25 protein-coding genes and 1 pseudogene are annotated in these 23,470 nt (G+C 63.9%); 15 read left to right on the top strand and 11 right to left on the bottom strand.

Features of this window, described 5'->3' with window-relative positions; translation table 11 throughout:
* Positions 1-152: 152 nt before the first annotated feature.
* Positions 153-326, top strand: coding sequence for a hypothetical protein (locus ABD842_RS04230; RefSeq protein WP_345110508.1), 174 nt, complete (start codon positions 153-155; stop codon positions 324-326).
* A 143-nt stretch (positions 327-469) separates the two neighbouring features.
* Here the strand turns inward: ABD842_RS04230 and ABD842_RS04225 are convergent, their stop codons facing one another.
* Together ABD842_RS04225 and ABD842_RS04220 are read right to left on the bottom strand one after the other, a co-directional pair.
* Entirely contained in the window at positions 470-1,231 is a 762-nt protein-coding gene (locus ABD842_RS04225; protein ID WP_345110505.1) for an SDR family NAD(P)-dependent oxidoreductase, read from the bottom strand.
* A gap of 119 nt (positions 1,232-1,350) precedes the next feature.
* Positions 1,351-1,725: a helix-turn-helix domain-containing protein gene (locus ABD842_RS04220; RefSeq protein ID WP_345110502.1), complete on the bottom strand. Its 375-nt coding sequence runs from the start codon at positions 1,723-1,725 to the stop codon at positions 1,351-1,353.
* A gap of 103 nt (positions 1,726-1,828) precedes the next feature.
* On the opposite strand from ABD842_RS04220, the gene ABD842_RS04215 reads away from it, so the two are divergent.
* The gene (locus ABD842_RS04215; RefSeq protein WP_345110499.1) at positions 1,829-2,701 is read left to right on the top strand and encodes a DUF3667 domain-containing protein; all 873 of its coding nucleotides are present in this window, start codon (positions 1,829-1,831) and stop codon (positions 2,699-2,701) included.
* A 12-nt stretch (positions 2,702-2,713) separates the two neighbouring features.
* On the opposite strand, the gene ABD842_RS04210 is transcribed toward ABD842_RS04215, so the two are convergent.
* Positions 2,714-3,052 carry a hypothetical protein gene (locus ABD842_RS04210; RefSeq protein ID WP_345110496.1) on the bottom strand — a complete coding sequence of 113 codons (339 nt, stop codon included), beginning with the start codon at positions 3,050-3,052 and terminating at the stop codon, positions 2,714-2,716.
* Between the two features lie 114 nt (positions 3,053-3,166).
* On the opposite strand from ABD842_RS04210, the gene ABD842_RS04205 reads away from it, so the two are divergent.
* From ABD842_RS04205 to ABD842_RS04190, 4 genes are all read left to right on the top strand, one after another.
* The gene (locus tag ABD842_RS04205; protein ID WP_345110494.1) at positions 3,167-3,961 is read left to right on the top strand and encodes a DUF3667 domain-containing protein; all 795 of its coding nucleotides are present in this window, start codon (positions 3,167-3,169) and stop codon (positions 3,959-3,961) included.
* 273 nt (positions 3,962-4,234) lie between these two features.
* The gene (locus ABD842_RS04200) at positions 4,235-4,993 is read left to right on the top strand and encodes a hypothetical protein (RefSeq protein WP_345110491.1); all 759 of its coding nucleotides are present in this window, start codon (positions 4,235-4,237) and stop codon (positions 4,991-4,993) included.
* A gap of 325 nt (positions 4,994-5,318) precedes the next feature.
* Entirely contained in the window at positions 5,319-5,465 is a 147-nt protein-coding gene (locus tag ABD842_RS04195) for a helix-turn-helix domain-containing protein (RefSeq protein ID WP_345110488.1), read from the top strand.
* On the top strand, positions 5,447-5,881 hold the full coding sequence (locus ABD842_RS04190) for a hypothetical protein (RefSeq protein ID WP_345110485.1): 435 nt from the start codon (positions 5,447-5,449) through the stop codon (positions 5,879-5,881). Before ABD842_RS04195 ends, ABD842_RS04190 begins: the two co-directional genes overlap by 19 nt.
* A 67-nt stretch (positions 5,882-5,948) precedes the next feature.
* Here the strand turns inward: ABD842_RS04190 and ABD842_RS04185 are convergent, their stop codons facing one another.
* Both ABD842_RS04185 and ABD842_RS04180 read right to left on the bottom strand, forming a co-directional pair.
* Positions 5,949-6,299: a hypothetical protein gene (locus tag ABD842_RS04185; RefSeq protein ID WP_345110483.1), complete on the bottom strand. Its 351-nt coding sequence runs from the start codon at positions 6,297-6,299 to the stop codon at positions 5,949-5,951.
* Between the two features lie 50 nt (positions 6,300-6,349).
* Positions 6,350-7,672, bottom strand: a complete 1,323-nt coding sequence (locus tag ABD842_RS04180; RefSeq protein WP_345110479.1) for a PAS domain-containing protein — start codon at positions 7,670-7,672, stop codon at positions 6,350-6,352.
* 365 nt (positions 7,673-8,037) lie between these two features.
* Here ABD842_RS04180 and ABD842_RS04175 point away from each other — a divergent pair, with 365 nt between their 5' ends.
* Positions 8,038-8,430 (top strand): hypothetical protein, encoded by a 393-nt coding sequence (locus tag ABD842_RS04175; RefSeq protein ID WP_345110477.1) that lies wholly within the window; start codon positions 8,038-8,040, stop codon positions 8,428-8,430.
* Positions 8,431-8,534: 104 nt separating this feature from the next.
* On the opposite strand, the gene ABD842_RS04170 is transcribed toward ABD842_RS04175, so the two are convergent.
* The 3 genes from ABD842_RS04170 to hslV are packed head-to-tail and all read right to left on the bottom strand — an operon-like array spanning position 8,535 to position 10,983.
* The gene (locus ABD842_RS04170) at positions 8,535-9,506 is read right to left on the bottom strand and encodes a deoxyhypusine synthase family protein (RefSeq protein ID WP_345110474.1); all 972 of its coding nucleotides are present in this window, start codon (positions 9,504-9,506) and stop codon (positions 8,535-8,537) included.
* A 59-nt stretch (positions 9,507-9,565) separates the two neighbouring features.
* Positions 9,566-10,426: an alpha/beta hydrolase gene (locus ABD842_RS04165; protein WP_345110471.1), complete on the bottom strand. Its 861-nt coding sequence runs from the start codon at positions 10,424-10,426 to the stop codon at positions 9,566-9,568.
* 20 nt (positions 10,427-10,446) lie between these two features.
* The gene (gene hslV / locus ABD842_RS04160) at positions 10,447-10,983 is read right to left on the bottom strand and encodes an ATP-dependent protease subunit HslV (RefSeq protein WP_345110468.1); all 537 of its coding nucleotides are present in this window, start codon (positions 10,981-10,983) and stop codon (positions 10,447-10,449) included.
* Between the two features lie 140 nt (positions 10,984-11,123).
* On the opposite strand from hslV, the gene ABD842_RS04155 reads away from it, so the two are divergent.
* Entirely contained in the window at positions 11,124-11,705 is a 582-nt protein-coding gene (locus ABD842_RS04155; RefSeq protein ID WP_345110465.1) for a hypothetical protein, read from the top strand.
* Positions 11,706-11,794: 89 nt separating this feature from the next.
* On the opposite strand, the gene ABD842_RS04150 is transcribed toward ABD842_RS04155, so the two are convergent.
* The 3 genes from ABD842_RS04150 to ABD842_RS04140 form a co-directional block, all read right to left on the bottom strand.
* The gene (locus ABD842_RS04150) at positions 11,795-14,389 is read right to left on the bottom strand and encodes a TonB-dependent receptor (protein ID WP_345110461.1); all 2,595 of its coding nucleotides are present in this window, start codon (positions 14,387-14,389) and stop codon (positions 11,795-11,797) included.
* 190 nt (positions 14,390-14,579) lie between these two features.
* Positions 14,580-16,451 (bottom strand): pyruvate dehydrogenase complex dihydrolipoamide acetyltransferase, encoded by a 1,872-nt coding sequence (locus tag ABD842_RS04145; protein ID WP_345110459.1) that lies wholly within the window; start codon positions 16,449-16,451, stop codon positions 14,580-14,582.
* Positions 16,452-16,636: 185 nt separating this feature from the next.
* Positions 16,637-17,260, bottom strand: a complete 624-nt coding sequence (locus tag ABD842_RS04140; RefSeq protein WP_345110456.1) for a histidine phosphatase family protein — start codon at positions 17,258-17,260, stop codon at positions 16,637-16,639.
* A gap of 81 nt (positions 17,261-17,341) precedes the next feature.
* Here ABD842_RS04140 and ABD842_RS04135 point away from each other — a divergent pair, with 81 nt between their 5' ends.
* The 7 genes and pseudogenes from ABD842_RS04135 to ABD842_RS04105 form a co-directional block, all read left to right on the top strand.
* Complete coding sequence (locus ABD842_RS04135; RefSeq protein WP_345110453.1) at positions 17,342-17,785, top strand: hotdog fold thioesterase; 444 nt, start codon at positions 17,342-17,344, stop codon at positions 17,783-17,785.
* A complete protein-coding gene (locus ABD842_RS04130) occupies positions 17,782-19,014 on the top strand; it encodes a chorismate-binding protein (RefSeq protein ID WP_345110452.1) in 1,233 nt (410 codons plus the stop codon). The genes ABD842_RS04135 and ABD842_RS04130 overlap by 4 nt, the downstream gene beginning before the upstream one ends.
* 99 nt (positions 19,015-19,113) lie before the next feature.
* A complete protein-coding gene (gene menD, locus ABD842_RS04125; protein ID WP_345110449.1) occupies positions 19,114-21,012 on the top strand; it encodes a 2-succinyl-5-enolpyruvyl-6-hydroxy-3-cyclohexene-1-carboxylic-acid synthase in 1,899 nt (632 codons plus the stop codon).
* Positions 21,013-21,134: 122 nt separating this feature from the next.
* On the top strand, positions 21,135-21,959 hold the full coding sequence (gene menB / locus ABD842_RS04120) for a 1,4-dihydroxy-2-naphthoyl-CoA synthase (RefSeq protein ID WP_345110447.1): 825 nt from the start codon (positions 21,135-21,137) through the stop codon (positions 21,957-21,959).
* A gap of 200 nt (positions 21,960-22,159) precedes the next feature.
* Positions 22,160-22,588 (top strand): DUF1810 domain-containing protein, encoded by a 429-nt coding sequence (locus ABD842_RS04115; protein ID WP_345110445.1) that lies wholly within the window; start codon positions 22,160-22,162, stop codon positions 22,586-22,588.
* A gap of 100 nt (positions 22,589-22,688) precedes the next feature.
* Positions 22,689-23,048, top strand: coding sequence for a DUF6370 family protein (locus tag ABD842_RS04110; protein WP_345110443.1), 360 nt, complete (start codon positions 22,689-22,691; stop codon positions 23,046-23,048).
* Positions 23,049-23,265: 217 nt separating this feature from the next.
* A pseudogene (locus ABD842_RS04105) lies at positions 23,266-23,470 on the top strand (hypothetical protein); the annotation flags it as partial.

Genomic DNA, 23,470 nt, shown 5'->3' with positions numbered 1-23,470 from the left:
ATAATCGGAGGAGGCCGGAGCCGTTTGCAGGGCGTCAAGCCTTATTCGGCGAGTCAGGCAAATGGCCGGGCGAAACCGATTAGCTTTTTTTGCGAAAACCTGCGTAGTATTATAACCCCGTACTGCTTCCCTCCGTCTTTACCTTCCGCAACGTGTCCCACCCGCTCCCCAAACCGCGCTTCTCCCGGGAGGAGTTCTGCCAGCTGATCGATGCGCATCTGCAGCAGCTGGAGACGCACGAGGAAGCCAAGCGCCGCTACGCCGCCGTACTGGCCGTCATCCGCGAAAATCTCAACACCTACCAGAAGTCGCGCAAGGCCGCCTAGCAACCTGCCTGCCCCCTTTCCGAATGCCAGCCCCGTCCCGGGCTGGCATTCGGCGTTTTCAGGCCGGACCCCAAAAGCCAACCCCGCCCGGCAAGCCCAACAAAGCGCGGGCGCGACGGGCGGGGTTGGCCTTTGGGGCTTCTTTACAGCGAATACCCGCCCGACGCTTCAATGCGCTGGGCATTGACCCAGCGGGCCGCGTCGGAGCAGAGGAAGGCGACGAGGCCGCCGATATCGTCGGGCTCCCCGATGCGGCCCAGGGCGGTGTGCTGGCTCATGTACTGCTCCAGCTGGGGGTGGGCGGCGCGGGCGGCGGCGGTAAAGTCGGTTTTGATGATGCCCGGGGCCACCACGTTGGCCCGGATGCCGCGGCTGCCCAGCTCCTGGGCCAGGTACCTGGTCAGGGTTTCCACGGCGTCCTTCATCGAGGCGTAGGCCGCGTAGCCGGGCGTAGTGAAGCGGGCCAGGCCGGTGGAGAAGTTCCCGATGCCGCCGCCATCGGCCAGCAGGGGCAGCAGGGCCTGGGTGAGGAAGTACACGCCCTTGAAGCGCACGTTGAGCAGGTTGTCGAAGTCCTCCTCGGTGGTGACGGCAAACTCCGAGCGGGCGTCGATGCCGGCGTTGTTGATCAGCAAGTCGAACGTGGGGCGCTGCCAGTGCAGCGCCAGAAGTTCGGTCAGGGCCGCCCCAAAAGCGGGAAAGGAGCTGACGTTGCCCGTATCCAGCGGCAGGGCCACGGCTTTGCGGCCCAGGGCCTCAATTTCGGCTACGGCGGCCCGGGCCTCAGCCTCGTTGGTGCGGTAGGTGATGATCAGGTCGTGGCCGGCCTGGGCCAGGTGCCGGGCGCTGTTGCGGCCCAGCCCGCGGCGGCTGCCGGTGACGAGGGCAATTTCAGGAGTGCTCACACGGTAGGTTGCGGAGGATGAAGGAATACCCCAAAGGTCCGGTCCCGCTCCTACTGCCGTATGGTGACTAATTCAGTTTAAATGGTGACAGTTTCCGTTTTTTCAACCCGCCGGTCGGCTCAGGCCTGCTCGTGGTACTGTTTGGGCGTGCAGCCCTGGAAGCGCCTGAAGAACTTGGTGAAGTTCGACGCGTCGGAGGTGAGGCCGGCGGCAATGGCGGCGACTGAGCGGGCCGGGTCCAGCAGCTGCTCCCGGGCCACTTCCATGATGCGGGCCTCGAAGAAATAGCACGGCGGGTGGCCGGTGACCAGCTTGAGCGTGTCGCTCAGGTGGGTGGAGTGAATATGGAGCTGATCGGCAAAGTCGCGCACCTCCAGCATCTCGGTGGCGCGGCCGGCCACCACGTCGGCGAGGTGGGCGTGGACCAGGCGCACACAGTCGGCACTGATTTCGTGCTGGCGAGCCAGGATTTTCTTCGGAATGGGCGTGGGCATACCGCTAGTAAGTAAAAAGCCGGGCAAAGGTTGGCCGTCGGCCGGGGGTGAGTGGGCAAGTATCGTTTTCTGCTTATATTTCCCGGGTACTCTCTGCCCCGCTATGGAAACGCTTGAGCTGCCTCTCCCGGCCACCGCCAGTGCCAGCCCCACTCCGCACGCCTGCCTGAACTGCGGCACGGCCCTGCACGACCAGTTCTGCGCCCGCTGCGGGCAGCCCGCGGCTACTCACCGCATCACCACGGCCCACCTGCTGCACGAGATTCCGCACTCCATCTGGCACGTCGACAAGGGCATCCTGTTTACCCTGCGCGAGCTGGTGCTGCGGCCGGGTGCCGCGCTGCGGGCCTACCTGGGTGGGCAGCGGCGGCCGTACTTCGCCCCCCTCTCCTACCTGCTGCTGGCCGTGGGCGTGGCCACGTTTCTGATGGCGGCCCTCCACATCGTGCCCTTCGACCTGCACGACCCGCGCGTGTCGGCCCGGACGCGGGAGCTGCAGCTGCACGCCTTCGGGCCGGTACTCAGGTACATGAGCTGGTACCAGGTGGTGGCTCTGCCCCTGCTGGCGCTGCCCACCCGCCTGGTGCTGCGCCGTGGCGGCTTCAACTACGCCGAGTGCATCGTTATCAACGCCTTCGTCATCGGTACGGCTTCCATCATTAACATGGCCTTCATCCCGCTGATGTACGTGCTCAGCGGCACGGCCGGCATCGTGCGGCTTACCTCAGTCACCATGCTGGTGATGGTCGCCTACCAGACCCGGGCCTACGCCCAGCTGCTGCGGCCCACCGGCCTGGGGGCTGCGGGCCGCTACCTGCGCGGCCTGCTCACCAGCGGGCTCAATTTTATCGTGCTGCTGCTCTTTATTGCCCTGATCATGATTGGCCTGCTGCTGCCTACCCTGCGCCAGCAGATGCGGCCGGCCCAGCCGCAGGCGGCCGCCCAGACAGCGACAACGACCCGGCCGCAGCCGTAGCCAACGTCCTGGCTACGGGTTCATCAGCAGATACAGCAGGTTGGGGTAGAGCACGCCCCGCTCGCCGGCGTGGAGGCCGTCGAGGCCGGCGTCTTCCAGCAGGGCCTCGATTTCGGCGTAGTCCTGCACAAAGTCGATTTCTATTTCGTCTTCGTCCTCACCATCGGGCAGCCGGGTGTGAGTGAGGTAGCGGCGCGGGGTTTCCAGGGTGATGAACAGCTTCTGGTCCCGGGTCTGGGCGATGAGCAGGGCGGCTATTTCGTGCTCCGTGCCGTCGGCGGCGCGGGTGCGCACGGTGGTTTTGGCGGCGGGCTCAGTGTGGAGCAGGAAGGTGGCGGGGTCGAGGGGCATGGCGGCAAGGTACGGGGGTTTGGGGGTTGGGCGGTTTACTACCAGCATGCTGCGGGCAGCAGCAAACGAGTTTCCGATTAACTTGCCCGGGCTACTATCCCCTTCCGCTTTGCTATGACCCCTAACGATACCCCGACAGTTCCGGCACCCGATGACCATGCCCCGCTGGCGTGCCTGAACTGCGAGGCGTCCCTTACGGGCGCCTTTTGCGCGCAGTGCGGGCAGAGCGCCGCCACGCACCGCTTCACCCTGGCGCACCTGCTGCACGAGATTCCGCACAGCATCTGGCACGTCGACCGGGGCCTGCCCTACACCCTTAAAGAAATGCTGGTGCGGCCCGGGCATACCATCCGTCGCTACCTGGCCGGGCAGCGCGTCGACTTGTTTCGGCCGGTGGCGCTGGTGCTTTTGCTGGCGGGGGCGGCCTCCTTTCTGCTCCTGCTGCTGCACATTGAGCAACTGGAGCCCAACCGCGCCGCCGTCACCGCGGCCGGGCAGGAAGCTATAGCCGCCAACCATTTGGTATTTAAATATTTTGCCTGGTTTACTATTGCCATGCTGCCCCTGTACAGCCTGCTCTCCTGGGTTCTGCTACGGCGACTGCGCTATAATTTCGTGGAGCACCTGATGGCCAACGCCCTGGTAATAGGCGGCGTGCTGGCCGTGCAGATTCTCTTTCTGCCCCTGCTGGCCTGGGCCCGTCATTCGCCCTGGCTTAAAACCCTCTATCTCATCGATACCTTCCTGCTACCCGTGTATCAGATGTGGGCCTTTACCCTGCTGGCGCTGGGAGCCTACCGGCTGGCGGGCAGCCTGTGGCGGGGCTTTATCATTGCCTTCATCGGGCTGCTGGGCAACAGCCTGCTCCTGAACCTGCTCAGCCTGTGGCTTGTCCGCCTGACGCACTAAGGCAACGTGCGGAACGACGGCCGGCCGGAAGCGAAGCCCCGCAAAGCCGCCATCCGCCCGCTCAAGCTCACTCCGGCCCGACCAGGTGAGGATGCACACCGACGAGCCCGACGCGGTCAGGGTGCGGTATGATGCGAAGCGGTTTGGGGGAAGTAAAGAGAAGCCGAAGGCATGGCGGCAGACCGCGTGCAACCTTTTGCCATATGGCCGGCTCGTCCGAAAAGCGCCGGTACTCCGCTGGCAAGGATGTAGCTCACCCATACCTGGTTCCTTATGCGCTTGTTCTACCTCACTCTTTTGTTCCTCACGGCCCTGTTGAGCGGCTGTGACCAGGCCTCTCCGCTGCCTAGCCTGAGCATAACGGGGCGAGTCCAGATGCGGGCGCAGGAATGGCGCACCGGCCAGCGGCGGACACTCGTCCTGCGCTTTCAGGATGAGGGCGGTTATCCCTGCTTCAATTATGGCCTTGTCACTGACTTTGAGCGGCACGACAAGCTGCTGCGGCTGACCTTTACCGGCGTTACGGCTGCCGATGGCATATGCCTGACGGCTATTGGCCCGGCCTCTTCACTGGTTGATATTTCGACGCTTCCCGTCGGGGCCTATTCTCTGCGCTTACAGGTGGGCAACGCTACGACCACGGGCACGCTGGAACTGCAAAGCACCCATATCACACTCACCAGCAGTAACCCTAGCTTGGTTGAGGTACCCACCCCAGAACTGCGTTTTATGCCTTCTTCGATTATCTGGGGCACGGCCGTTACGTCGCTGCCGAATATTACGGCAGCAATCTTGGGCGACTCTCTGCGGCGGCTGGGAGCTACCCCGACTACGTTGCCACAGGGGATATATTCGCAGTTTACGGTTGCGGCCAACGGCTTACCCGAGCCCCCGCAGGTGTCGCCCGGCATGCGCGCCCTGGTTCTACTGGCCGACTATCAGGGGCCGGCAGAGCGCATTCAGGCGTATGTGCAGCGTACCAATGCCGCCATGCCCGGCCTGAACCTGGGAATCAACACGTCGGCTCTTTAAGAAGCCTCTTCGCCGTCGCCCGGCTGGCCGGGTGACCACTATGCCGGAGCGGCTGCGCCGCGCGCATGCCGTGCCGTTCGGTTACTCTGCTGGCGCGGCCGGGTTCGCAGCATAGCTGCTCAGAGCGTAAAGGTCGCCCGGCCCAGCCGGGCGACTGCCGGGGGCGGCCAACTACTGGCCGTGTCGCACGTGTCGTAGTGGTACATCAGGGTGAAGGTCGGATGCGTTTTATCTGCGGTGCACGAGTCCAAACAATTCGAGGATAAACAATTTGAGAATGTTTGTCCTCGAATTGTTTGGACTCGTGCGCCGCCGTTCCCTGCTTATGGATACTCACGCCTTCCGCATCCGTCTCGGGCTTTCCCAGCAAATGATGGCCGACTGGCTGGGGGTGGCCCGGTCGAGTCTGGCGCTGGCCGAGCGGGGCTACCAATCGACTACCTCGACTACGGGGTGCAGGAGCTGCGCCTGACGCTGGCGGCCCGGGGCCTCGTGTACGATGGGGCCAGCGGCAGCTTTCCGGCCCCGGCCGCCCTGCCCGAGCCGCCCCCCGACCTGGAGGAGGCAACCTACCGCCTGCTCCAGTGCCGGGCCAGGATTCAGGGCCTGGAGCTGGAGCTGCAAACGCTGCGCCGCCGGGCGGCCCCTTACGTGGCCCGGCTGGCCGGCGCGCCGGCCCTGCGGACTTACCCCGGCCCCGTCGCCAGCCCGGACGACGAGCAGAACTGGCTCACGCTTTTCGAGCTGGAAGCCCGCTGCCAGCTCCGCGATAAGTGCGGGGCTACGGCGCGGCGGCGGCTGGAAGCACGTCTCGCCGGGGGGCGGCGCGAAGCCGGGCTGCTGGCCGAAGCCCTGGAAACGCCCCCTGATGCGGAGCCGCCCCGGTAGCCCGCGTCGCCGGGCGGCCGGTTAGCAATCCTCAAGCTTGTAAGCTGAAGCGACGCTAAAGTCCGCGCTACAAGCTGCTTTCCAGAGAAAGCAACTGGTTTTCAATCTGGTCGGCGAAGGCATTGACCTGGTCGAGGCCGGCGCGGGCTTCCTCAATAAGGCCACGCTGGTAGCGGTTGGCCAGGTCTGAGCCGGTGTGCAGCATTTGCTGCAGGGTATTTTCCAGCTCGTGCACGGCGGGCTGGTTGCCCAATTCGGGCTTCAAAACCGTCTGAATCCACTGGCCCAGCGGGTTTTCGGCGTAGGCAAACAGGGCCGGCTCGGCTTCGCGCACCCCGTAGAGCACCGAGCGCAGCCGCGACTTAAAGAGCACCTGCTTGACGCGGGCCTGTTGAAAGTCGAAAGGGGAGAGAGGCATGCCGGGAACTACAAAAGGCGGGTAGATAGGGAAGCAACGGGACGCCTTGCTTACGACGCCAGGCCGCTGTCGGGGCCGTTGGGGGTGCGGCTGCGGAGTTGCTCCAGGGCCTGTCGGGTGAGCATCAGCTCCGTAACGTCGTAGGCGTAGGCCGTGATGCCGGCGGGCTGGCCGTTTTCCGCGAAGCGCTGGTAGTAAAAGTTGAAGTAGCGGTCGTGCAGCTCCTGGCCGTCGGGACTGGCCAGCTGCACCAACAGTTCCTGGCCCACCATGGGCTCACCGGTACGAAACACGCCGTCGAGCATCGCGATGATGCCCTGGCTCACAATTTCGGGAAACACCTCGGCCACGGTTTTCCCCACAATTTCCTGCTGGCCCACCAACTCCCGGAAGCGGGTATTGGCAAACTCGTAGCGGTGCTCGGGGCCGCGCACCACCGTAATCATGGCCGGGGCGTCGGCAAAGAGGTCCAGCAGGATCTGGCGCTGCTGCTGGGCGCGTTGGTACTGTTCGTAGGCCTGGTCCGAAAGGGCGGCCTGCTGCTCATTGGCTTCCAGCAGCTCGGCTACCATGAGCTTCTGCTCGTGAATATCGGCATTGCAGCCCACCCACATCTGAATCTGACCTTCGGGGCCGAGGCGGGGTACGCCCGTGGCCAGGTGCCAGCGGTAGCTGCCGTCGTGCCGCCGCATGCGGTACTCGGCCTGGTAGGAAGTGCCCTGCTGGCGGGCGGCTTCCCAGCGGGCGGTGGTGGGGGCCACGTCGTCGGGGTGCAGGTCAGCGACCCAGCCCCCGCCCAGGGTATCGGCCAGGGGGCGGCCGGTGAAATCGGTCCAGCGGGTATTGAAGAAGTCGGCCGTGCCATCGGGGTGGGTGGTCCACACCAGCATGGGCAGGCTTTCGAGGATGAAGCGGTTGTGCTCGTGGGCCTCGTCGAGGGCGCGCTGCACGTCGGTGGCACGCCGGGCGGCCAGCGTGGCTTCGGTCACGTCCTGCGGAATCTGAAGAATGTACTGTAACTCGCCGCGCGTGTCGAGGATAGGGTAATGCGTTATCTGCCAGTACCGCTCCTCGGTGCCGCCGCCCAGCGCGGTGGGCCGCGCAATGTCGTAGCGCAGCAGCGGCATCACGTGGGCCCGCAAGGTGCGCCGCACCGCGTCGTGCGAGGCCAGCAGGCCGGCCTGGCTTTGGGGGTCGCCGGGGTAGGCATCGAAAATGTAGCGCCCCACCGCCTGTTCGCGGGGCAGCAGCGACACGGCCGCGTGCTGGTCGGAGTTGTCGAGGATGGTACCATCGGGGGCCAGCAGCAGATACGCGCCGGGCAGGGTCCGAAACAGGGTCTGGTAGTCGATGGAAGCAGGAAAATCAGCCATGTAGGAAGATTGTTGACGCAAAACCGGCGGGCAGGGATGAAGCCGTGCTGACGCCTGGGCAGGTAATAGGCTTGTTCCGACAGAAGAAAACAACCGGAACGTCATGCCGCGCGCAGCATCTTTACTGCGCGAGTAATTAAGTAGTATGGAGGTAAAGATACTGCGTGGCGCGCTGCACGACGTTCTTTTTTAGACGTTTTCTTATCCGGGAATAAGTCTCTTCTTTGCAGGCAGTCGCTCGGCTGGGCCGCGAGTGTCCCACGCCGGTTGGGCGGGTTGGCGCGGACGGATTCGCAGCACAGCTGTTCAGAGCATAGAGGTCACTCGGCATAGCCGAGCGACGGCGGAGCAATATTGAGGCAAACATGACAACTCACGACTTACTCCCAGCCAGCTTACGCTTTGCAGAGGAAAGCTATGCGGAAGCGCAAACGCGGTACTCAGGCTTCGGCAAGGATTCGTTTCCCCGCCTGGAAGCCCGTTTTCCCGGTTTCATCTCTAAGCTTCGGTTCTTCCACCCTCAGGAGTATCAGTCAGAAGACGTTTGGGCAGTTTACGAAGACGCCTCTGTTCAATTCGGTATTCAGCTAGACCCTGATTGTGAAGTCATCGTCCTGTGGAATAAGAATCCGGAAAACAGTATTGAGCTGGGCACTTGGTGGGATGACGCAAGCGACATAGCTATCCGGTATATCGAACAGGTATTTCTCAATGGGCAGCCAAGTGCGTCCTTCGTACTGCCCGACCTGCCGTCATAGCTCCCCGCCATCGCTCAAATATGCCGGGTGACAGGGAAGAAAGCACAAAAAGGCCCGCCGCTGAACGTCAGCGGCGGGCCTTTTTATAAATTATTGAGCAATACCTACTGCCCGAGCACGATGGCAAAAATCAGCGGCGCGACAATCGTCGCGTCCGACTCGATGATGAACTTGGGCGTGTCCTGGCCCAGCTTGCCCCAGGTAATTTTCTCGTTGGGCACGGCCCCGGAATAAGAGCCGTAGGACGTGGTGGAATCCGAAATCTGGCAGAAGTAGCCCCACAGCGGCACCGTGGTGCGGCCCAGATCCTGGTGCAGCATGGGCACCACGCAGATGGGGAAATCGCCGGCAATGCCGCCGCCGATCTGGAAGAAGCCGACCGGGCTCTCGTCGGTGGCCTGCTCGGTGTACCAGCCGGCCAGGTAGATCATGTACTCGATGCCGGTACGCACGGTGTGCACGTTCTGGATGTCGCCGCTGATGACGTGGCCGGCGAAGATGTTGCCCAGCGTGGAGTCTTCCCAGCCCGGGCAGATGATGGGCAGGTTTTTCTCGGCCGCGGCCAGCATCCAGGAGTCCTTGGGGTCAATCTGGTAGTACTGCTCCAGCTCGCCCGACTTCAGGATCTGGTAGAAGAACTCGTGGGGGAAGTACTGCTCGCCGGCCTTGTCGGCCTTCTCCCAGAACTTGAGCACCGAGTGCTCGAGGCGGCGCATGGCCTCCTCCTCCGGAATGCAGGTATCGGTCACGCGGTTCATGTGGCGCTCGAGCAGGGCCTGCTCGTCGGCGGGGGTCAGGTCGCGGTAGTTGGGCACCCGCTCGTAGAAGTCGTGGGCCACGAGGTTGAAGATGTCCTCCTCCAGGTTGGCCCCCGTGCAGCTGATGATCTGGACCTTGTCCTGACGGATGAGCTCGGCCAGCTGGATGCCCATTTCGGCGGTGCTCATGGCCCCGGCCAGGGTTATCATCATCTTGCCCCCGTCGGCCAGGTGCTTGTTGTAGCCCTCGGCGGCATCAATCAGCGCCGCGGCGTTGAAGTGGCGGTAGTGGTGCTTGAGGAAGTTGGTGACTTGCATCGGTTGGTGGTTGGTTTTTCGTTTTTGGTTGTTGGTTCGGAGCCTGGCGTTGAGCCGGCTTACCCGAGCCCGGCTTTACTGAGGAAGGCGGAAATACGTTCTACGTACAAGTCGCCAAAAGTCTGGAAGGAAATCGGCTGGCGCGACAGTACCGCGAAGCCCGCCATGTGGCCGCCCTCGAACTGCACCAGCTCCCGGTGGCGGTCCTTGCGGGCTACCAGCTGCTGACTGTCGGCCAAGGTGGTAACCTGATCCTGGGTGCCGGAAAATACCAGCATCGGGCATTTCACCTTCGCCAGCAACTGCGGGTACTGGCTGGCGGCAGCCGGCAGCAGCACGTCTTTATTTTTGGCCAGCTTCACCCGGCCGATGAATTCCTGCGGATTGGTCACAAACCCGTCGCCCACCAGGAAATCCAGCTTGCCTTCCGCCGCTACGGTAGCCGCCACAATGGTGCCCATCGACAGCGAAACCACGCCCAGCTTCTGCTGCGGAAACTGCCGGCGCGCGGCCCTGACCACCGTGCGCAGGTCTTCCGCAAACTCGGGATAGTAGAGCTGGCTGGGGTTCATGGCAAAATCGGAGCTTTGCCCGAAGCCCCGGTAGTCGAAGGTCACGACCTGGTAGCCGGCCTGGCTGAGGGCATTGGCGTGGTAGAGGAAGCTGCCCATGTTGCCAGCGTCAGCATACGCCAGCACAACGGTGGTGTGGCGGTTTTTGGCCGCGGCGGGCACGAAGGTCCAGGTGTTGATGGCGGCCCCGTCCGGGGTTTTGAGCACGCGGGCCGTGTACGCCAGGCCCAGCGAATCCGGCGTCTGGTGATAGACGCGGTCCGGCTTCAGGGCCCAGGCGTCGGGAGTAGCGCCCAGCAGCAGGCAGAGCCCGATAAGTACTTTCCAGGTAGCCATTGACTTTATCATACAGGAGGAATTGGCAAGAATTAGGAAGGCTGCTCAATCATCAGGTTGTGATTGGTATAGATACAGATGTCGGCAGCAATGTGCAGGGCTTCTTCCACCATCTGCCGGGCCGTAAGGTGGGGGGCGTGCTTTTTCAGGGCCAGGGCGGCGGCCTGGGCGTACATGGCCCCCGAGCCGATGGCAGCCACGTCGGAGTCGGGCTCCAGCACGTCGCCGGTGCCGGCAATGATGAGCAGCTCGTCTTTGTCGCAGACCACCATCATGGCTTCGAGCTTGCGCAGGTACTGGTCTTTGCGCCACTCCTTGGCCAGCTCGATGGCCGCGCGCCGCAGCTGCCCGCCGTAGCCGCTGAGCTTCTCCTCAAACTTGTCGAGCAGCATAAACGCGTCGGCCGTGGAGCCGGCGAAGCCCGTCACCACTTTGCCGTCGTGGAGCTTGCGGACTTTGCGCACATTGCTCTTGGCCACGTGCTTGTCCATGGTGGCCTGGCCGTCGGCGCCGAGGGCAATTTCCCCGTTGTGGCGTACGCCGAGCACGGTAGTAGAGCGAATCTTCATGATACAGAATAAAAGAAGTAGCCCGAAGGCTGTCAATGACGGCGCAAAGCTACACTTCCGCCCCGGTAATGTGGGTCTGACCGCCGGTTACTTGCCGGGGTGGCCCCGGGCCACTCTGAATTTCTCCCTACCTTCCCTGGATGAAGCTATTGCTACCCTCGGCCCTGGGCCTTGCTATCCTCTTGTCTTCCTGCGGCAACATGCTGGATTCGATGGACGAATCGGAAATTCCGGACTACACCAAAAACTGGCTGCACAACCAGCACGGGGAGGTGCTTACCTTCCGCAGCAGCACCGGGCAGGTGCGCACCCTGACCGTGGCCCGCAAACGGCACATCCGGTCGGGCACCAACCAGATCGGCAAGTTCGAGCATGAAATTATCAACGTGTGGTACCGCAGCGGCCCCGACTCCTTGTTGAACATGGCCCTGGAAGCCCGGGCCAACTACGTTCACGTATCGAAGGGCGGGGACGAATTTGCTTCCTTCCTCACCAACAAAAGCGACGGGCGCACCATGTTCTACTCGCGCGTGGGCACCAGCAGCTCCGAGCGTATTGTGGCCTGGGACACCACCTTCAGCGGGCAGCCCTACCGCTACCTGGGTCGGGTTGTGGTGCCGCCCACCGCCGGGGCCGATACCGTCACGGCCGTATATTTTTCCCGCTACAACGGGCTGATAGGCTTTACCACGAAGCGGGCCGGCACTTGGCACCGCCAGTAGCCGCCTGCCGTACTTTGGTGCTCTATTCCACAAAAAGCCTCTTCCTGGCTCAGGAAGAGGCTTCTTTTGTACAGGCAGTGCAACCGGGGTTAAAACCGCGCCTGCAGCTTGGCAAAGTAAAACCGTCCGTTGGCCCCCATCTGCACCGGATCCCAGGCACCACCGGTTTCGGTGCGCTGCGGATCAAACAGCGTGGGGTACCTGTTCAGCAGGTTGGAGCTGCCCACGGCCAGCTGCAGGTGGTCGGTCAGCGAATAGCTCAGCGTCAGGTCGGTGGTGATGCGGGACTTGTACTTCATCGGCTCGTTGTCGAAGTCGAGCAGCGTTACTTTGTCGAAGCGCACGAAGCGCAGCAGCGCGCCCCACTTGCTCACTTTGTAGTCGAAGGTCAGGTTGATTTTGGACGGCGGAGCCGAAGCTTTCACGAAGGCCTGCTCGCGGGGGCCGAAGAAATCATCTTCGCGCCCGGCCAGGCGGCCCGAGGTCTGCACCCGGTCGATGCGCAGGCGGTTGAAGTTGGCGGCCAGCGTGGAGCTCAGACGGCCCGTGCCCAGCGCAGCGTTGTGGTTCAGCACCACGTCGAGGCCCAGGGAGCGGGTGTCGGTGGCATTGGCGAAGAACTGGGCCTGCGCTACTCCGGCGGCTTCCAGCTCGGCCCCGATGACGGGGTCCGGAATGGTTTTAGTCTCGTCGTTGGGGTCGGTAATGCGGGCCTTAAACGGGCTGGTGAGCACCACCCGGTCCCTGACCTTGATATAGTAGCCATCCACGGTCAGGCTCAGCGAGGAGCCGATGCGGCTGGTCAGGCCCACGTTGGCGCTGCTGGACGTTTCCTGCTTCAGGGTCGGAATGCCCAGCTTCTGGGTAATGGGATTGTTGTTGCGGGCCAGCAGCACTTCCACCGGCTTGCCCTCAATGAAGTTGGTGAAGGTGGAGTTGAAGTTGATCTGGGCCAGCGACGGCGCCCGGAAGCCGGTGCTGTACGTGGCGCGCAACGTCAGAAACTCGGTCAGGATATAGCGAGTGGAGGCTTTGTAGTTGAACGTGTTGCCAAAATCGGTGTAGTCCTCGTAGCGCAGTGCCCCGGCCAGCAGCCACTGCGGCGTCACGTTCAGCTCGGCATCTACGTAGGCGCCAAAGTTGTCGCGCTGGGCCTCAACTTCATCTTTGGGCTGGTACCCGGGGAAGCCCTGGGAGCCGGGTGCCGCCTCGGGGTTCGTGTCAAACGTATCCCAGGAAGTTCGCTCGCCGGCAAACAGCGAATACCACTCGCGCCGCAGCTCGGCCCCGGCGGCGATGTTGAGCCCTTCCAGCACCGTTTTGTAGTTGCGCGTCAGGCCCAGACTCACCACATTCTGCTGCAGCTGGAACCCACCCGCGTCGAAGGAAGTCGGCGAGCTGGCGCCCAGGGTGGCGTTCAGCGAGTTTTCGACCCCGTACTGGAAGCGGTTGGAGCCGAAGTTGTTGCTCAGGTCCAGCTCCCAGCCCCCCACATTGACCCGCACCCCGGCCACGGCCGAGGCATCCCAGATGTCGCTGGTGATAATGGGGTCGAAACCGTTGGGATAGATAGCGGGTACGTTGCGGTCGTCGTCGGCGAAGCGGGTCCAGGCGTAGGCATCGCCCTTGCGCTTGTTGGCCCCGCCAAATACGTACACGTGCGCCTTGTCGCTGAGGGCGAACTTGGAGTTGAGGTAAGCCGAGACGTTCGCCACCTGGGGGTCGCCGTACTCGCGGCGGGCCAGGCCATCGGGACCAATGGGCACGGCGGCGCGCTGGGTGTGCTGGCGCTGGTTGAAGTCGAGCGTGCCATTGATGAAGCTGCCCTTCTCGCCCAGGCCCACGCCGTAGTTGACGTTGGCGTTGAAGTTGCCGCCGTCGAACTTCTGGTCGTCACGGCGGTATTTGGCGTCGTAAGCGCCGTAGTTCACGCTGGCCGTCAGCTCCTTCACCGAGCTTTTGAGCACGATGTTAATCACGCCCGCAATGGCGTCGGAGCCGTACTGGGCGGCGGCGCCGTCGCGCAGGATTTCAATCCGCTCGATGCTGGCGGCCGGTATCACGTTCAGGTCGGTGCCGGTATTGCCGCGGCCGCGGGAGCCGAACAGGTTTACCAGCGACGACTGGTGCTGACGCTTGCCGTTCACCAGCACCAAAGTCTGGTCGGGACCCAGGCCGCGCAGGGAGGCCGGATCTACGTGGTCGGCCCCGTCGGAGCCGGTCTGGCGATTTGAGTTGAAGGACGGCGCCACGAACTGCAGCAGCTGGTTCACGTCGAGCTGGCCGGTTTTGGCCGTCACTTCCCGCAGGTCAATAATGTCGACCGGCGAAGGCGAGTCGGTCACGGAGCGGTTTTGGCTGCGCGAGCCCACCACCTGTACGCCGCCCAGGCTGGTGCTGGATTCGGCCAGCTGCACGCTCACAGTGCCGCCGCTGGCGCTTACTTCCTGCGAGGCAAAGCCGATAGAGCTGACCACCAGGCGCGGGCTGGCCGTGCGCGACGACAGCGTAAAGCGGCCTTCATTGTTGGTGGCCGTACCATTGTTAGTCCCCCGCTCGACCACCGTAGCCCCGATAACGGGCCGGCCGGCGGCATCCAGAACTTGTCCGGTCAGGGCCTGGCCCTGCCCAAAGGCGGTGGCGCTGACCACACACAGCGTTAGTGCCAGTAAATTTTGCTTCATAGCGCTAGTCAAGGTGAAAGATTCAACCATCCAAAGGCTACCATCTGAAGCCCTCTGGGGGTAAGTATAGAGCTTTTACAATAAAAAAAGCGCCCTATCCGCTGCCCAGTGGATTATCGGGGTTAGCCGGCAACAAAAAAGCCAGCCCGATTGGGCTGGCTTCTCTGAGGCTGAATAGCTTACGATTTTATCAGATGAGCATCCGCATCGGGTCTTCCAGCAGGGCCTTCAGCGTCTGCAGGAAGGCGGCGCCGGTGGCCCCGTCCACCACGCGGTGGTCGCAGCTGAGCGTCACCTTCATCAGGTTGCCGACGGCCAGCTGCCCGTCTTTGACCACGGCCGTCTGCTTGATGCCGCCCACGGCCAGGATGCAGGCATCCGGCGGGTTGATGATGGCCGTGAACTCCTCGATGCCGAACATGCCCAGGTTGGAGATGGTGAAGGTGCTGCCCTCCCACTCGCTGGGCTGCAGCTTCTTGGTTTTGGCTTTCTCGGCCAGGGCTTTCACCTCGGTAGCAATGGTCGAGAGGCCCTTGCCGTCGGCGTTGCGTACCACGGGCACCAGCAGGCCTTCGTCCACGGCCACGGCCACGCCGATGTTGATGACGTGGTTCTGGCGAATTTTGTCCCCGAGCCACGAGGAATTGACGGCCGGGTGCTGCTTCAGGGCCACGGCGGCCGCTTTGATTACGAGGTCGTTGAAGCTGAGCTTCACCGGCGACAGAGTGTTGAGCTGGGTGCGCACCTCCATGGCCCGGTCCATCACGATTTCCATCGTCAGATAGAAATGCGGGGCCGTAAACAGGCTTTCGGAGAGACGGCGGGCAATAACCTTCCGCATCTGCGACACGGGCGTGTCGGTGTAGTCCTGGGAGCTTGGGGTCTTGGGGTCCTCGGGTCTTGGTTGCGGGGCCGGAGCTTCAGCCGCTGGCGCGGCCGGAGCTGCTGGCGCATCTGGCGCGGCCGGAGCAGGTTGAGCCGCGGCGGCTGGAGTGGAGGCAGGCTGGGCGGCCGGAGCAGCGCCGGGCTGGGCGCTTTCCAGGTCGCGCGACACGATGCGGCCGTTTTCGCCCGAGCCCTTGATGCTGGTCAGGTCAATGCCCTTGTCCTTGGCAATGCTCTTGGCCAGCGGCGAAGCAAAAATACGCCCGCCGGGCTGCGCCACGGTAGCCGACTGCGGAGCCGCCGCCGCCGTTGCGGCTGGTGCTGGTGCTGGTGCTGGTGCTGGTGCGGGAGTTGCCGGAGCGGCTTCGGCCGGTGCTGGTACTGCCGGAGCGGCTTCGGCCGCCGGCGCTGCCGGCGCTGGCGTAGCGCTGCCACCCGACTGGCCGCCGAGCAGCGCCTGCACGTCAGCTCCTTCTTCGCCGATGATGGCCAGAATACCGTCAACGGCTACGGCTTCGCCGTCTTTCGGGCCGATGTAGAGCAGCGTGCCGTCGTCGTAGTTTTCCAGCTCCATCGTGGCCTTGTCGGTTTCGACTTCGGCCAGAATGTCGCCGGATTTCACTTTATCACCCACCTTCTTGAGCCAGGAGGCAATAGTACCCTCCGTCATCGTGTCGCTCATCTTGGGCATCCGGATGACGGTAGCCTTCTTGCCGTTGCCGGTCGGAGCAGCTGGCGCGGGGGCCGGAGTGGCAGCAGCAGCTGGTGCGGGAGCCACGGCAGCAGCAGCCGGGGCTGGTGCAGACGGAGCGGCAGCTGGGGCCGGGGCCGCTTCAGCGGCCGGAGCCGGGGCCGGGGCCGGGGCTGCTTCAACAGCGGGGGCAGGCGTGGGTGCCGGGGCACCCTGGTCACCGCTCAGCAGGGCGGAAATGTCTTCTCCTTCTTTGCCTACAATTGCCAGAACGCCGTCTACGGGCACGGCGTCGCCCTGCTTGGGGCCAATGTGCAGCAGTGTGCCGTCCTCATAGTTTTCCAGCTCCATGGTGGCCTTGTCGGTTTCGACTTCGGCCAGAATATCCCCGGACTTGACTTTATCACCCACCTTCTTGAGCCACGAGGCAATGACCCCTTCGGTCATCGTGTCGCTCATTTTGGGCATTCTTATGATTTCGGCCATCTGTGTCTTCGCTTGTATTGTGTAGGGTCAAAATTAGCCCGAAAATCCGGGGGAGCAAACTATCCGGAAGCTTCTGGTTCTTTACCGTTTGCCAGCGAAAATTCGCCTTTGAACCCAGGGTTGCCGGCGGCGGCGCAGCCCCTCGGGTTAACGCTTCAGCCACAGCCGCTTTGGAAAAGCCTGGCTCAGGCCGGCTCCTGCAGATGCTGCACGTCGAGGAAGCTGCGGACCGAGAACAGCGTGCCGGTGTAATGCACTTTGTACAAACACAGGTTGCGGTGCTCGAAGGCGTCCATGTGGCTGAGCGGGTAGTTCAGCAGCTGGCAGAGCAGCACGCGCATGGCCCGGCCGTGCATGCAGACCAGAATATTTTCCTCCTCGGGGCGGGCGGCCATCAGGTCGATAAACGGGCGCTGGCGGGCGGCCACCTCGTCCGGACTCTCGCCCCCGGGCAGGCGGGCCGTAGTCTGGCCCTGGTGCCACTGCCGCAGCACCCGGTAGTATTCTTCGTCTTCCTCGGCCGTGATGCGGGTGCCTTCGCGGGCGCCCCAGCTAATCTCGTTCAGGCCTGCGTGCTGTTCGTGGGGCAGGCCCAGATCGAGGAAGCCCTGCACCGACTGGTGGGTGCGCTGCAGCGTGGAGGTGTAGACTTTATCGAAGGGCAGGTGTTTATAGGCCGCGAAGAAGCGCGCCGCCTGCCGGTGGCCGGCTTCGTTCAGACGCGAATCGACGCCGCTGCCCTGCACGATGCCGGCCACGTTGAAGTCGGTCTGGCCGTGCCGGATGAGGTATATTTTTTTGACGCTCACTTTCCCGCTAGCTTTGTCGTTTCAGGCCCCAAAGTACGGCTTTCGGCCCCTAAAAAACCCTTTTTATTCGCAGTATCCCGCATGGAACAACTCACCGCCGACCTCGTTCAGCTTAATGCCTGGTGCCGCAACACGCTCGGCGAGCACCTGGGCATAGAAATAACGGAGGTTGGCGACAAGCTGCTGGTGGGCCGGATGCCCGTGGACCACCGCACGCACCAGCCCATGGGCCTGCTGCACGGCGGCGCCTCGGTGGCCCTGGCCGAAACGCTGGGCAGCATCGGGGCGGCCCTGCAGGTTGATCTACGCAAAAAAGCGTGCGTGGGGCTGGAAATCAACGCGAATCATCTCAAGGGGGTGCGCTCGGGCTACGTGGTGGGGCGGGCCACGGCCCTGCATGTGGGCCGCACCACTCAGGTCTGGGAAATCCGCATCAGCCACGAAGAAACCGGGGCGCTGGTCTGCATCAGCCGCATCACCATGGCCGTTATCGACCTGCCGCCCGCCCCCGGCCAGCCCGCATGAGTCAGGCCAGCCCGCAACCGGTAGCGTGGCCGAGCCTGCCCGGCAGCCCGGCAGAGCAGCTGCGCCGGCTGCTCGCGTTTGCGCTGCTGCACCGGCTGCCGGTGGCGGTGTGGCGGCTGCCCGGCGCGGCCTCCCCGCAGCTGTGCCTGAGCTTTTCGGCCGAGGCGGCCCTGACCGGCCTGCCGCCGGCCCTGACGCCCGACGCCCCGGCCGGCTTCGCCTTTTTCCCCTTCCGCGACTCCGACCACAACCCGGCCCTGTTCCTGCCCGGCGACGTGTTTTGGGATGCTGCCAGTCCGGCCGAGCTGCAGCTGAACTCTGCCGACCACCTGGCACGCCCGCTGCTGGATTTTCTGGCCCAGCCTCCGACGGGGGCCGATGGTCCGCTGCCCTGGCACCTGAGTCCGCAGCCGCTGCCGCACACGGCTTCGCAGGCCGAGTACACGGCGCTGGTGGAAACCGGCGTGGCGGCCATCCGCCACGGGCAGGTGGTGAAAGTGGTATCGAGCCGGGCCGCCCGGCAGCCGCTGCCGGCGAGGTTTGATGCCCTGCGGGCTTTCGACAGCCTGTGCCAGCGCTACCCGCAGGCGTTTGTGTCGGTGGTCAGTGCGCCGGGCGCGGGCACCTGGCTGGGCGCGTCGCCCGAGGTGCTGGTCACCATCGACGAGGCCGGCATTTTCCGCACCATGGCGCTGGCCGGCACTCAGCCGCTGGCCCCCGGCATGCTGCCCCAGCAGGCCATCTGGCGGCAGAAGGAAATTGAGGAGCAGGCCCTCGTGTCGCGCTACATCGTGAACTGCTTCAAGCAGCTGCGGCTGCGCGAGTACGAGGAAACCGGCCCCCGCACGGCCGTGGCCGGACAGCTGCTGCACCTGCGCACCGACTTTGCCGTGAACCTGCGCGCCGTGCCCTTCCCCACCCTGGGCACCGACATGCTGCGCCTGCTCCACCCTACCTCGGCCGTGGGCGGCATGCCCAAGCAGGCCGCCCTGCACTTTTTGCACCAGCACGAAGGCTACGACCGGGCCTACTACAGCGGTTTTCTGGGCCCCGTGAACCTGCCCCAGGCGGGCGTGGCGCGGTTGTTCGTGAACCTGCGCTGCCTGCAGCTCCGCCCGACCGAAGCCGTGTTGTACGCCGGCACCGGCCTGACCGTCGACTCGGACCCGGCGCGCGAATGGAGCGAAACGGAAATGAAGCTCAGCACCGTGGCCGCGGTGCTTACTTAAAAGTTGAGAATTAAAAATCAGGCTTCGTCTGGTCTGGTTGATTCTCGCCCCTGACTCGTGTCAGCAACTCGGTTTTTAATTTTTAATTCTCAGTTAAAAATGCAGGCTGTTCATAACATCGCCGAAATCTGCGCCCAGCACGGCATTACCGACGTGGTGCTGTCGCCGGGCAGCCGGTGCGCGCCGCTGACCATTGCCTTTGCCCGCCACCCGGCCATCAGGGTGCGCACGGTGCCCGACGAGCGGGCAGCAGCCTTTATCGGGCTGGGGCTGGCCCAGAGCCAGCAGCGGGCCGTGGCGCTGGTGTGCACGTCCGGCACGGCGGGGCTGAACTATGCGCCGGCCGTGGCCGAGGCCTTTTTCCAGCAGATTCCGCTCGTCATCTTCACCGCCGACCGCCCCCCGGAGTGGATTGACCAGCTCGACGGCCAGACCATCCGCCAGACCGACCTCTACGGAGCCCACGCCAAAGGCACGTTCACCTTCCCCGCCGACACCTCCCACGCCGACGCCCAATGGCATTCGGCCCGCCTGGTATCGGAGGCCATCAACCTGGCCCAGCAGTTTCCGGCCGGGCCGGTGCAGGTAAACGTGCCGCTGCGGGAGCCCTTTTACCCCAAGCAGGGCGAGGAAATCCGGTTTGAGAAGGTCCGCATCATCCGGGAAACCACCGGAGCAGCCCACCTTGCCGGCCCCGAGGTGGCAGCCCTGCGCCAGGCCGTCCGGACCACGCCGCGGGTGCTGGTGGTGGCCGGCCAGCACCGCCCCGACGACGCGCTGCGGCTGGCCCTGCGCCAGTTCAGCACCGCCTACCAGACGCCGGTAGTGGGCGACAGTATTGCCAACCTGCACCAGCCCATGGGGGCCACCTACGACCTGCGCACCGCCCCCATCAGCCACCACGACCTGTTTCTGGCCGTGCCGGAGCCGGGGCTGAAGGCGGCACTGCGGCCCGAGCTGCTTATCACCTTCGGCCAGTCCCTGATTTCCAAGGCGCTGAAGCTGTATTTGCGCGACGCGGCCCCGGCCCAGCACTGGCACGTGCAGGCTGCCGGGCCGGTAGCCGACACGTTCAAATCCCTGACCCGCATCATCCGCCTCGACCCCGCCGACTTTTTCCGGCAGCTGGCCGCTGCTGATCCGCTGGCCGAGGGCCGGGTTTTGACGGCTACGGACGAAGCACCCGGTGCGGCCAGGCCAGCGGAGCCCGCCGCCAAAGCCGTTCCAGGACCTGCCGGCCCGATTCCGGCCAGTGCCCCCGAGCGCCTCACCTGGCCGCAAGCGGGCTGGGCGGTGCCGGAAAAAGACGCCGCGGCCAAAGCTGCCTACGCCACGCCCTGGCACAAAGCCGACCGCTGGGCCCGGGATTTCCTGGCCGATTTTATGGCCCAGCCCGAGCAGCCGTTCAACGAATTTACGGCCTTCCACCACGCTCTGCGCCACCTCCCCGACCACACCGCGCTGCACCTGGCCAACAGCATGGCCGTGCGCTACGCCAACATTCTGGGCGTGCCCGATACCAAAAGCGTGGAAGTATTCGCCAACCGCGGCACCAGCGGCATCGACGGCTGCACCAGCACGGCCGTGGGCGCGGCCCTGGCCCAGCCCGCGCGGCCCGTGGTGCTCATGACCGGCGACGTGGCCTTTTTCTACGACCGCAATGCCTTCTGGCAAAACTATGCTACGCCCAACCTGCGCGTGGTGCTGTTCAACAACCACGGCGGCGGCATCTTCCGCCTCATCGACGGGCCGCGGCAGCAGCCGGAGCTAGAGGAGCTCTTCGAAACCCGCCAGCCGCTCACGGCCGAGCACACGGCCCGGGATTTTGGGCTGCGCTACTTCACGGCCACTACCTTTGCTGAACTCAAAACGGCTTTGTCGGTTTTCTTTGCACCCGGCAGCAGCGCGGCGCTGCTGGAAATCACCACCGACAGCGCCACCAACGCCGCCTTTTTCGAGCAGTACCGCGCCGCCGTGCGCACGTCTTTCTCCTCTTAACTCTACCAATCGTTGTCATGCTGAGCAAAGCCGAAGCAGCTCTACCGCCACGGTAATCTGATTACCATTGCCCGCGAGATGCTTCGGCTTTGTTCAGCATGACGTTCTTTTTTCCTCCTTTTATGGCTGAACAAATCATCTGGACCCCGATCAAGGAGTTCCGCGAAATCCTCTTCACCTTCCACGAGGGCATCGCCAAAATCAGCATCAACCGCCCCCAGGTCCACAACGCCTTCACGCCCCTCACGGTGCAGGAGATGATTGAGGCCATGGACATCTGCCGCATGCGCACCGACATCGGCGTGGTGGTGCTCACGGGCGAGGGCGGCAAAGCCTTCTGCTCGGGCGGCGACCAGAGCGTGCGGGGCCACGGCGGCTACATCGGCGAGGACACGGTGCCCCGGCTGAACGTGCTGGATCTGCAGAAGCAGATCCGCTCCATTCCCAAGCCCGTCATTGCCATGGTGGCCGGCTGGGCCATCGGTGGCGGCCACGTGCTGCACGTCGTCTGCGACCTGAGCATTGCCGCCGACAACGCCCGCTTCGGGCAGACCGGCCCCAAAGTCGGCTCCTTCGACGGCGGCTTCGGCGCTTCCTACCTGGCGCGGGTGGTGGGCCAGAAGAAGGCCCGCGAAATCTGGTTTTTGTGCGACCAGTACGACGCCCAGGAAGCCCTCGACATGGGCCTGGTCAACAAAGTGGTACCGCTCGATAAGCTGGAGGAAACCACCGTGGCCTGGTGCAGGAAGATTCTGGAGAAAAGCCCCCTGGCCCTGCGCATGCTCAAGTCGGCCTTCAATGCCGAGCTCGACGGGCAGGCCGGCATTCAGGAGCTGGCCGGCAACGCCACGCTGCTCTACTACCTGAGCGAGGAAGCCAAGGAAGGCCGCAACGCCTTTGTGGAGAAGCGCACCCCGGACTTCTCCAAGTACCCCAAGTTTCCCTGAGGCAACGGGAGTCATTCCACGCAGAAAAGGCCTGCCCGGTACCGGGCAGGCCTTTTCTGCGTGGAATGACTCCCGTTGAGCGAGGCGCGGCCTGCCGGGCGTTTTGTGCGGCGGCGCTTACCCCGGCCCAACCGGTTTCGTAGAGCCGGAATACCTGCCCGCCCCGGGGCAGGTATTCCTCGTTTTAAAGCCTCCAGCCGATGCCCACCGAAAACAGCTTACAGCGCTTCCTCACCGCCCAGGAAACCGACTACGCCACTGCCCTGGCCGAGGTCAGGGCCGGCCGCAAGCGGAGCCACTGGATGTGGTATGTTTTTCCCCAGATTCAGGGGTTGGGGTTCAGTGAGACGGCGAAGTTTTACGCCATCCAGGACCGCCGGGAGGCGGAGGCTTACGTGCAGCACCCGGTGCTGGGCAGCCGGCTCGTCAGCATCTGTCAGGAGCTGCTGCAGCTGGAATCCAGTGACGCCAGCCGGATATTCGGGGCTCCCGACGATCTGAAGCTGAAGTCGTCGATGACCTTGTTTGCTTCTTTACAAAGCAACCCGGTGTTTCAGGCCGTGCTGGAAAAATTCTTCCGCGGCTCAGCGGATAACAAGACGCTCCAGCTGCTCGGCCCGCCCCGGTAAGCGGCGGCGCAAAGCCGGATAGCGGCGGGCAGGACTCCCCGGCAGTTGTCCTAAACCAGTACCTTCGCCCCCGTTCCCCGTCAACCCAACCAACTGCCTTATGAAACCGTTTTTGACCCTGCTGCTGCTGAGCTTTTTTACCTCGGCCGCGGCGCAGGCACAGCAAGGGGCCGCCGCCGGCACCACGGTTGCTGATACCGCCCAAGAAATACGGGTGGTTGAGGCAGCCTGCGGGCAGTGCCGGCTGGGCTTGCCGGGCCAAAGCTGCGACCTGGCCATTCGCCTGAACGGGCAGGCCTACTTCGTGGATGGCACCACCATCGATTCCCACGGCGATGCCCACGCCAAAGACGGCTTCTGCAGCGCCATCCGGCAGGCGGAAGTGCAGGGCACAGTGGTAGACAACCGGTTTCGGGCCACGTATTTTCGGCTGGTGCCGGCAGCGGAGCAGAGTAAGTAAGCGGTAGGCTGGGCCATAGCCGCACCAAAACCACCGAAATCCATTCGCCTGTGGCGCAAACTACCCGCCCCGCTTCCCCACTCGACACGTTAGGCCTATAAAGCCAGACTTTCGGGAAGCAAGCTGATTTGGGTATGCTTCCCGAAGGCTTCTTGCGTACATATAGCGGATTCGTGAACAGTTCGTCCGTATTTGTCGGGTGGCCGTATTCTGTAAGATGAGACCGTATTCGCTTGATTTACGCACCCAGGTAGCAGCGGCATGCCAGGAGCCGGGTGCCCGGAAAGTAGCCGTGGCGCGGCGCTTCGGCGTGAGCGGCTCGTTTGTCAAAGACCTGCTGCGTCTGCAGGCCGCCACCGGCTCGCTGGCCCCCAAGCCGGCCACGGGCGGGCGGGCCCGCTACCTGGACGCGGCCGCGCAGG

Source organism: Hymenobacter algoricola (assembly GCF_039539525.1).
GTDB lineage: Bacteria > Bacteroidota > Bacteroidia > Cytophagales > Hymenobacteraceae > Hymenobacter > Hymenobacter algoricola.
This window is presented reverse-complemented; position numbering and strand designations above follow the sequence as displayed.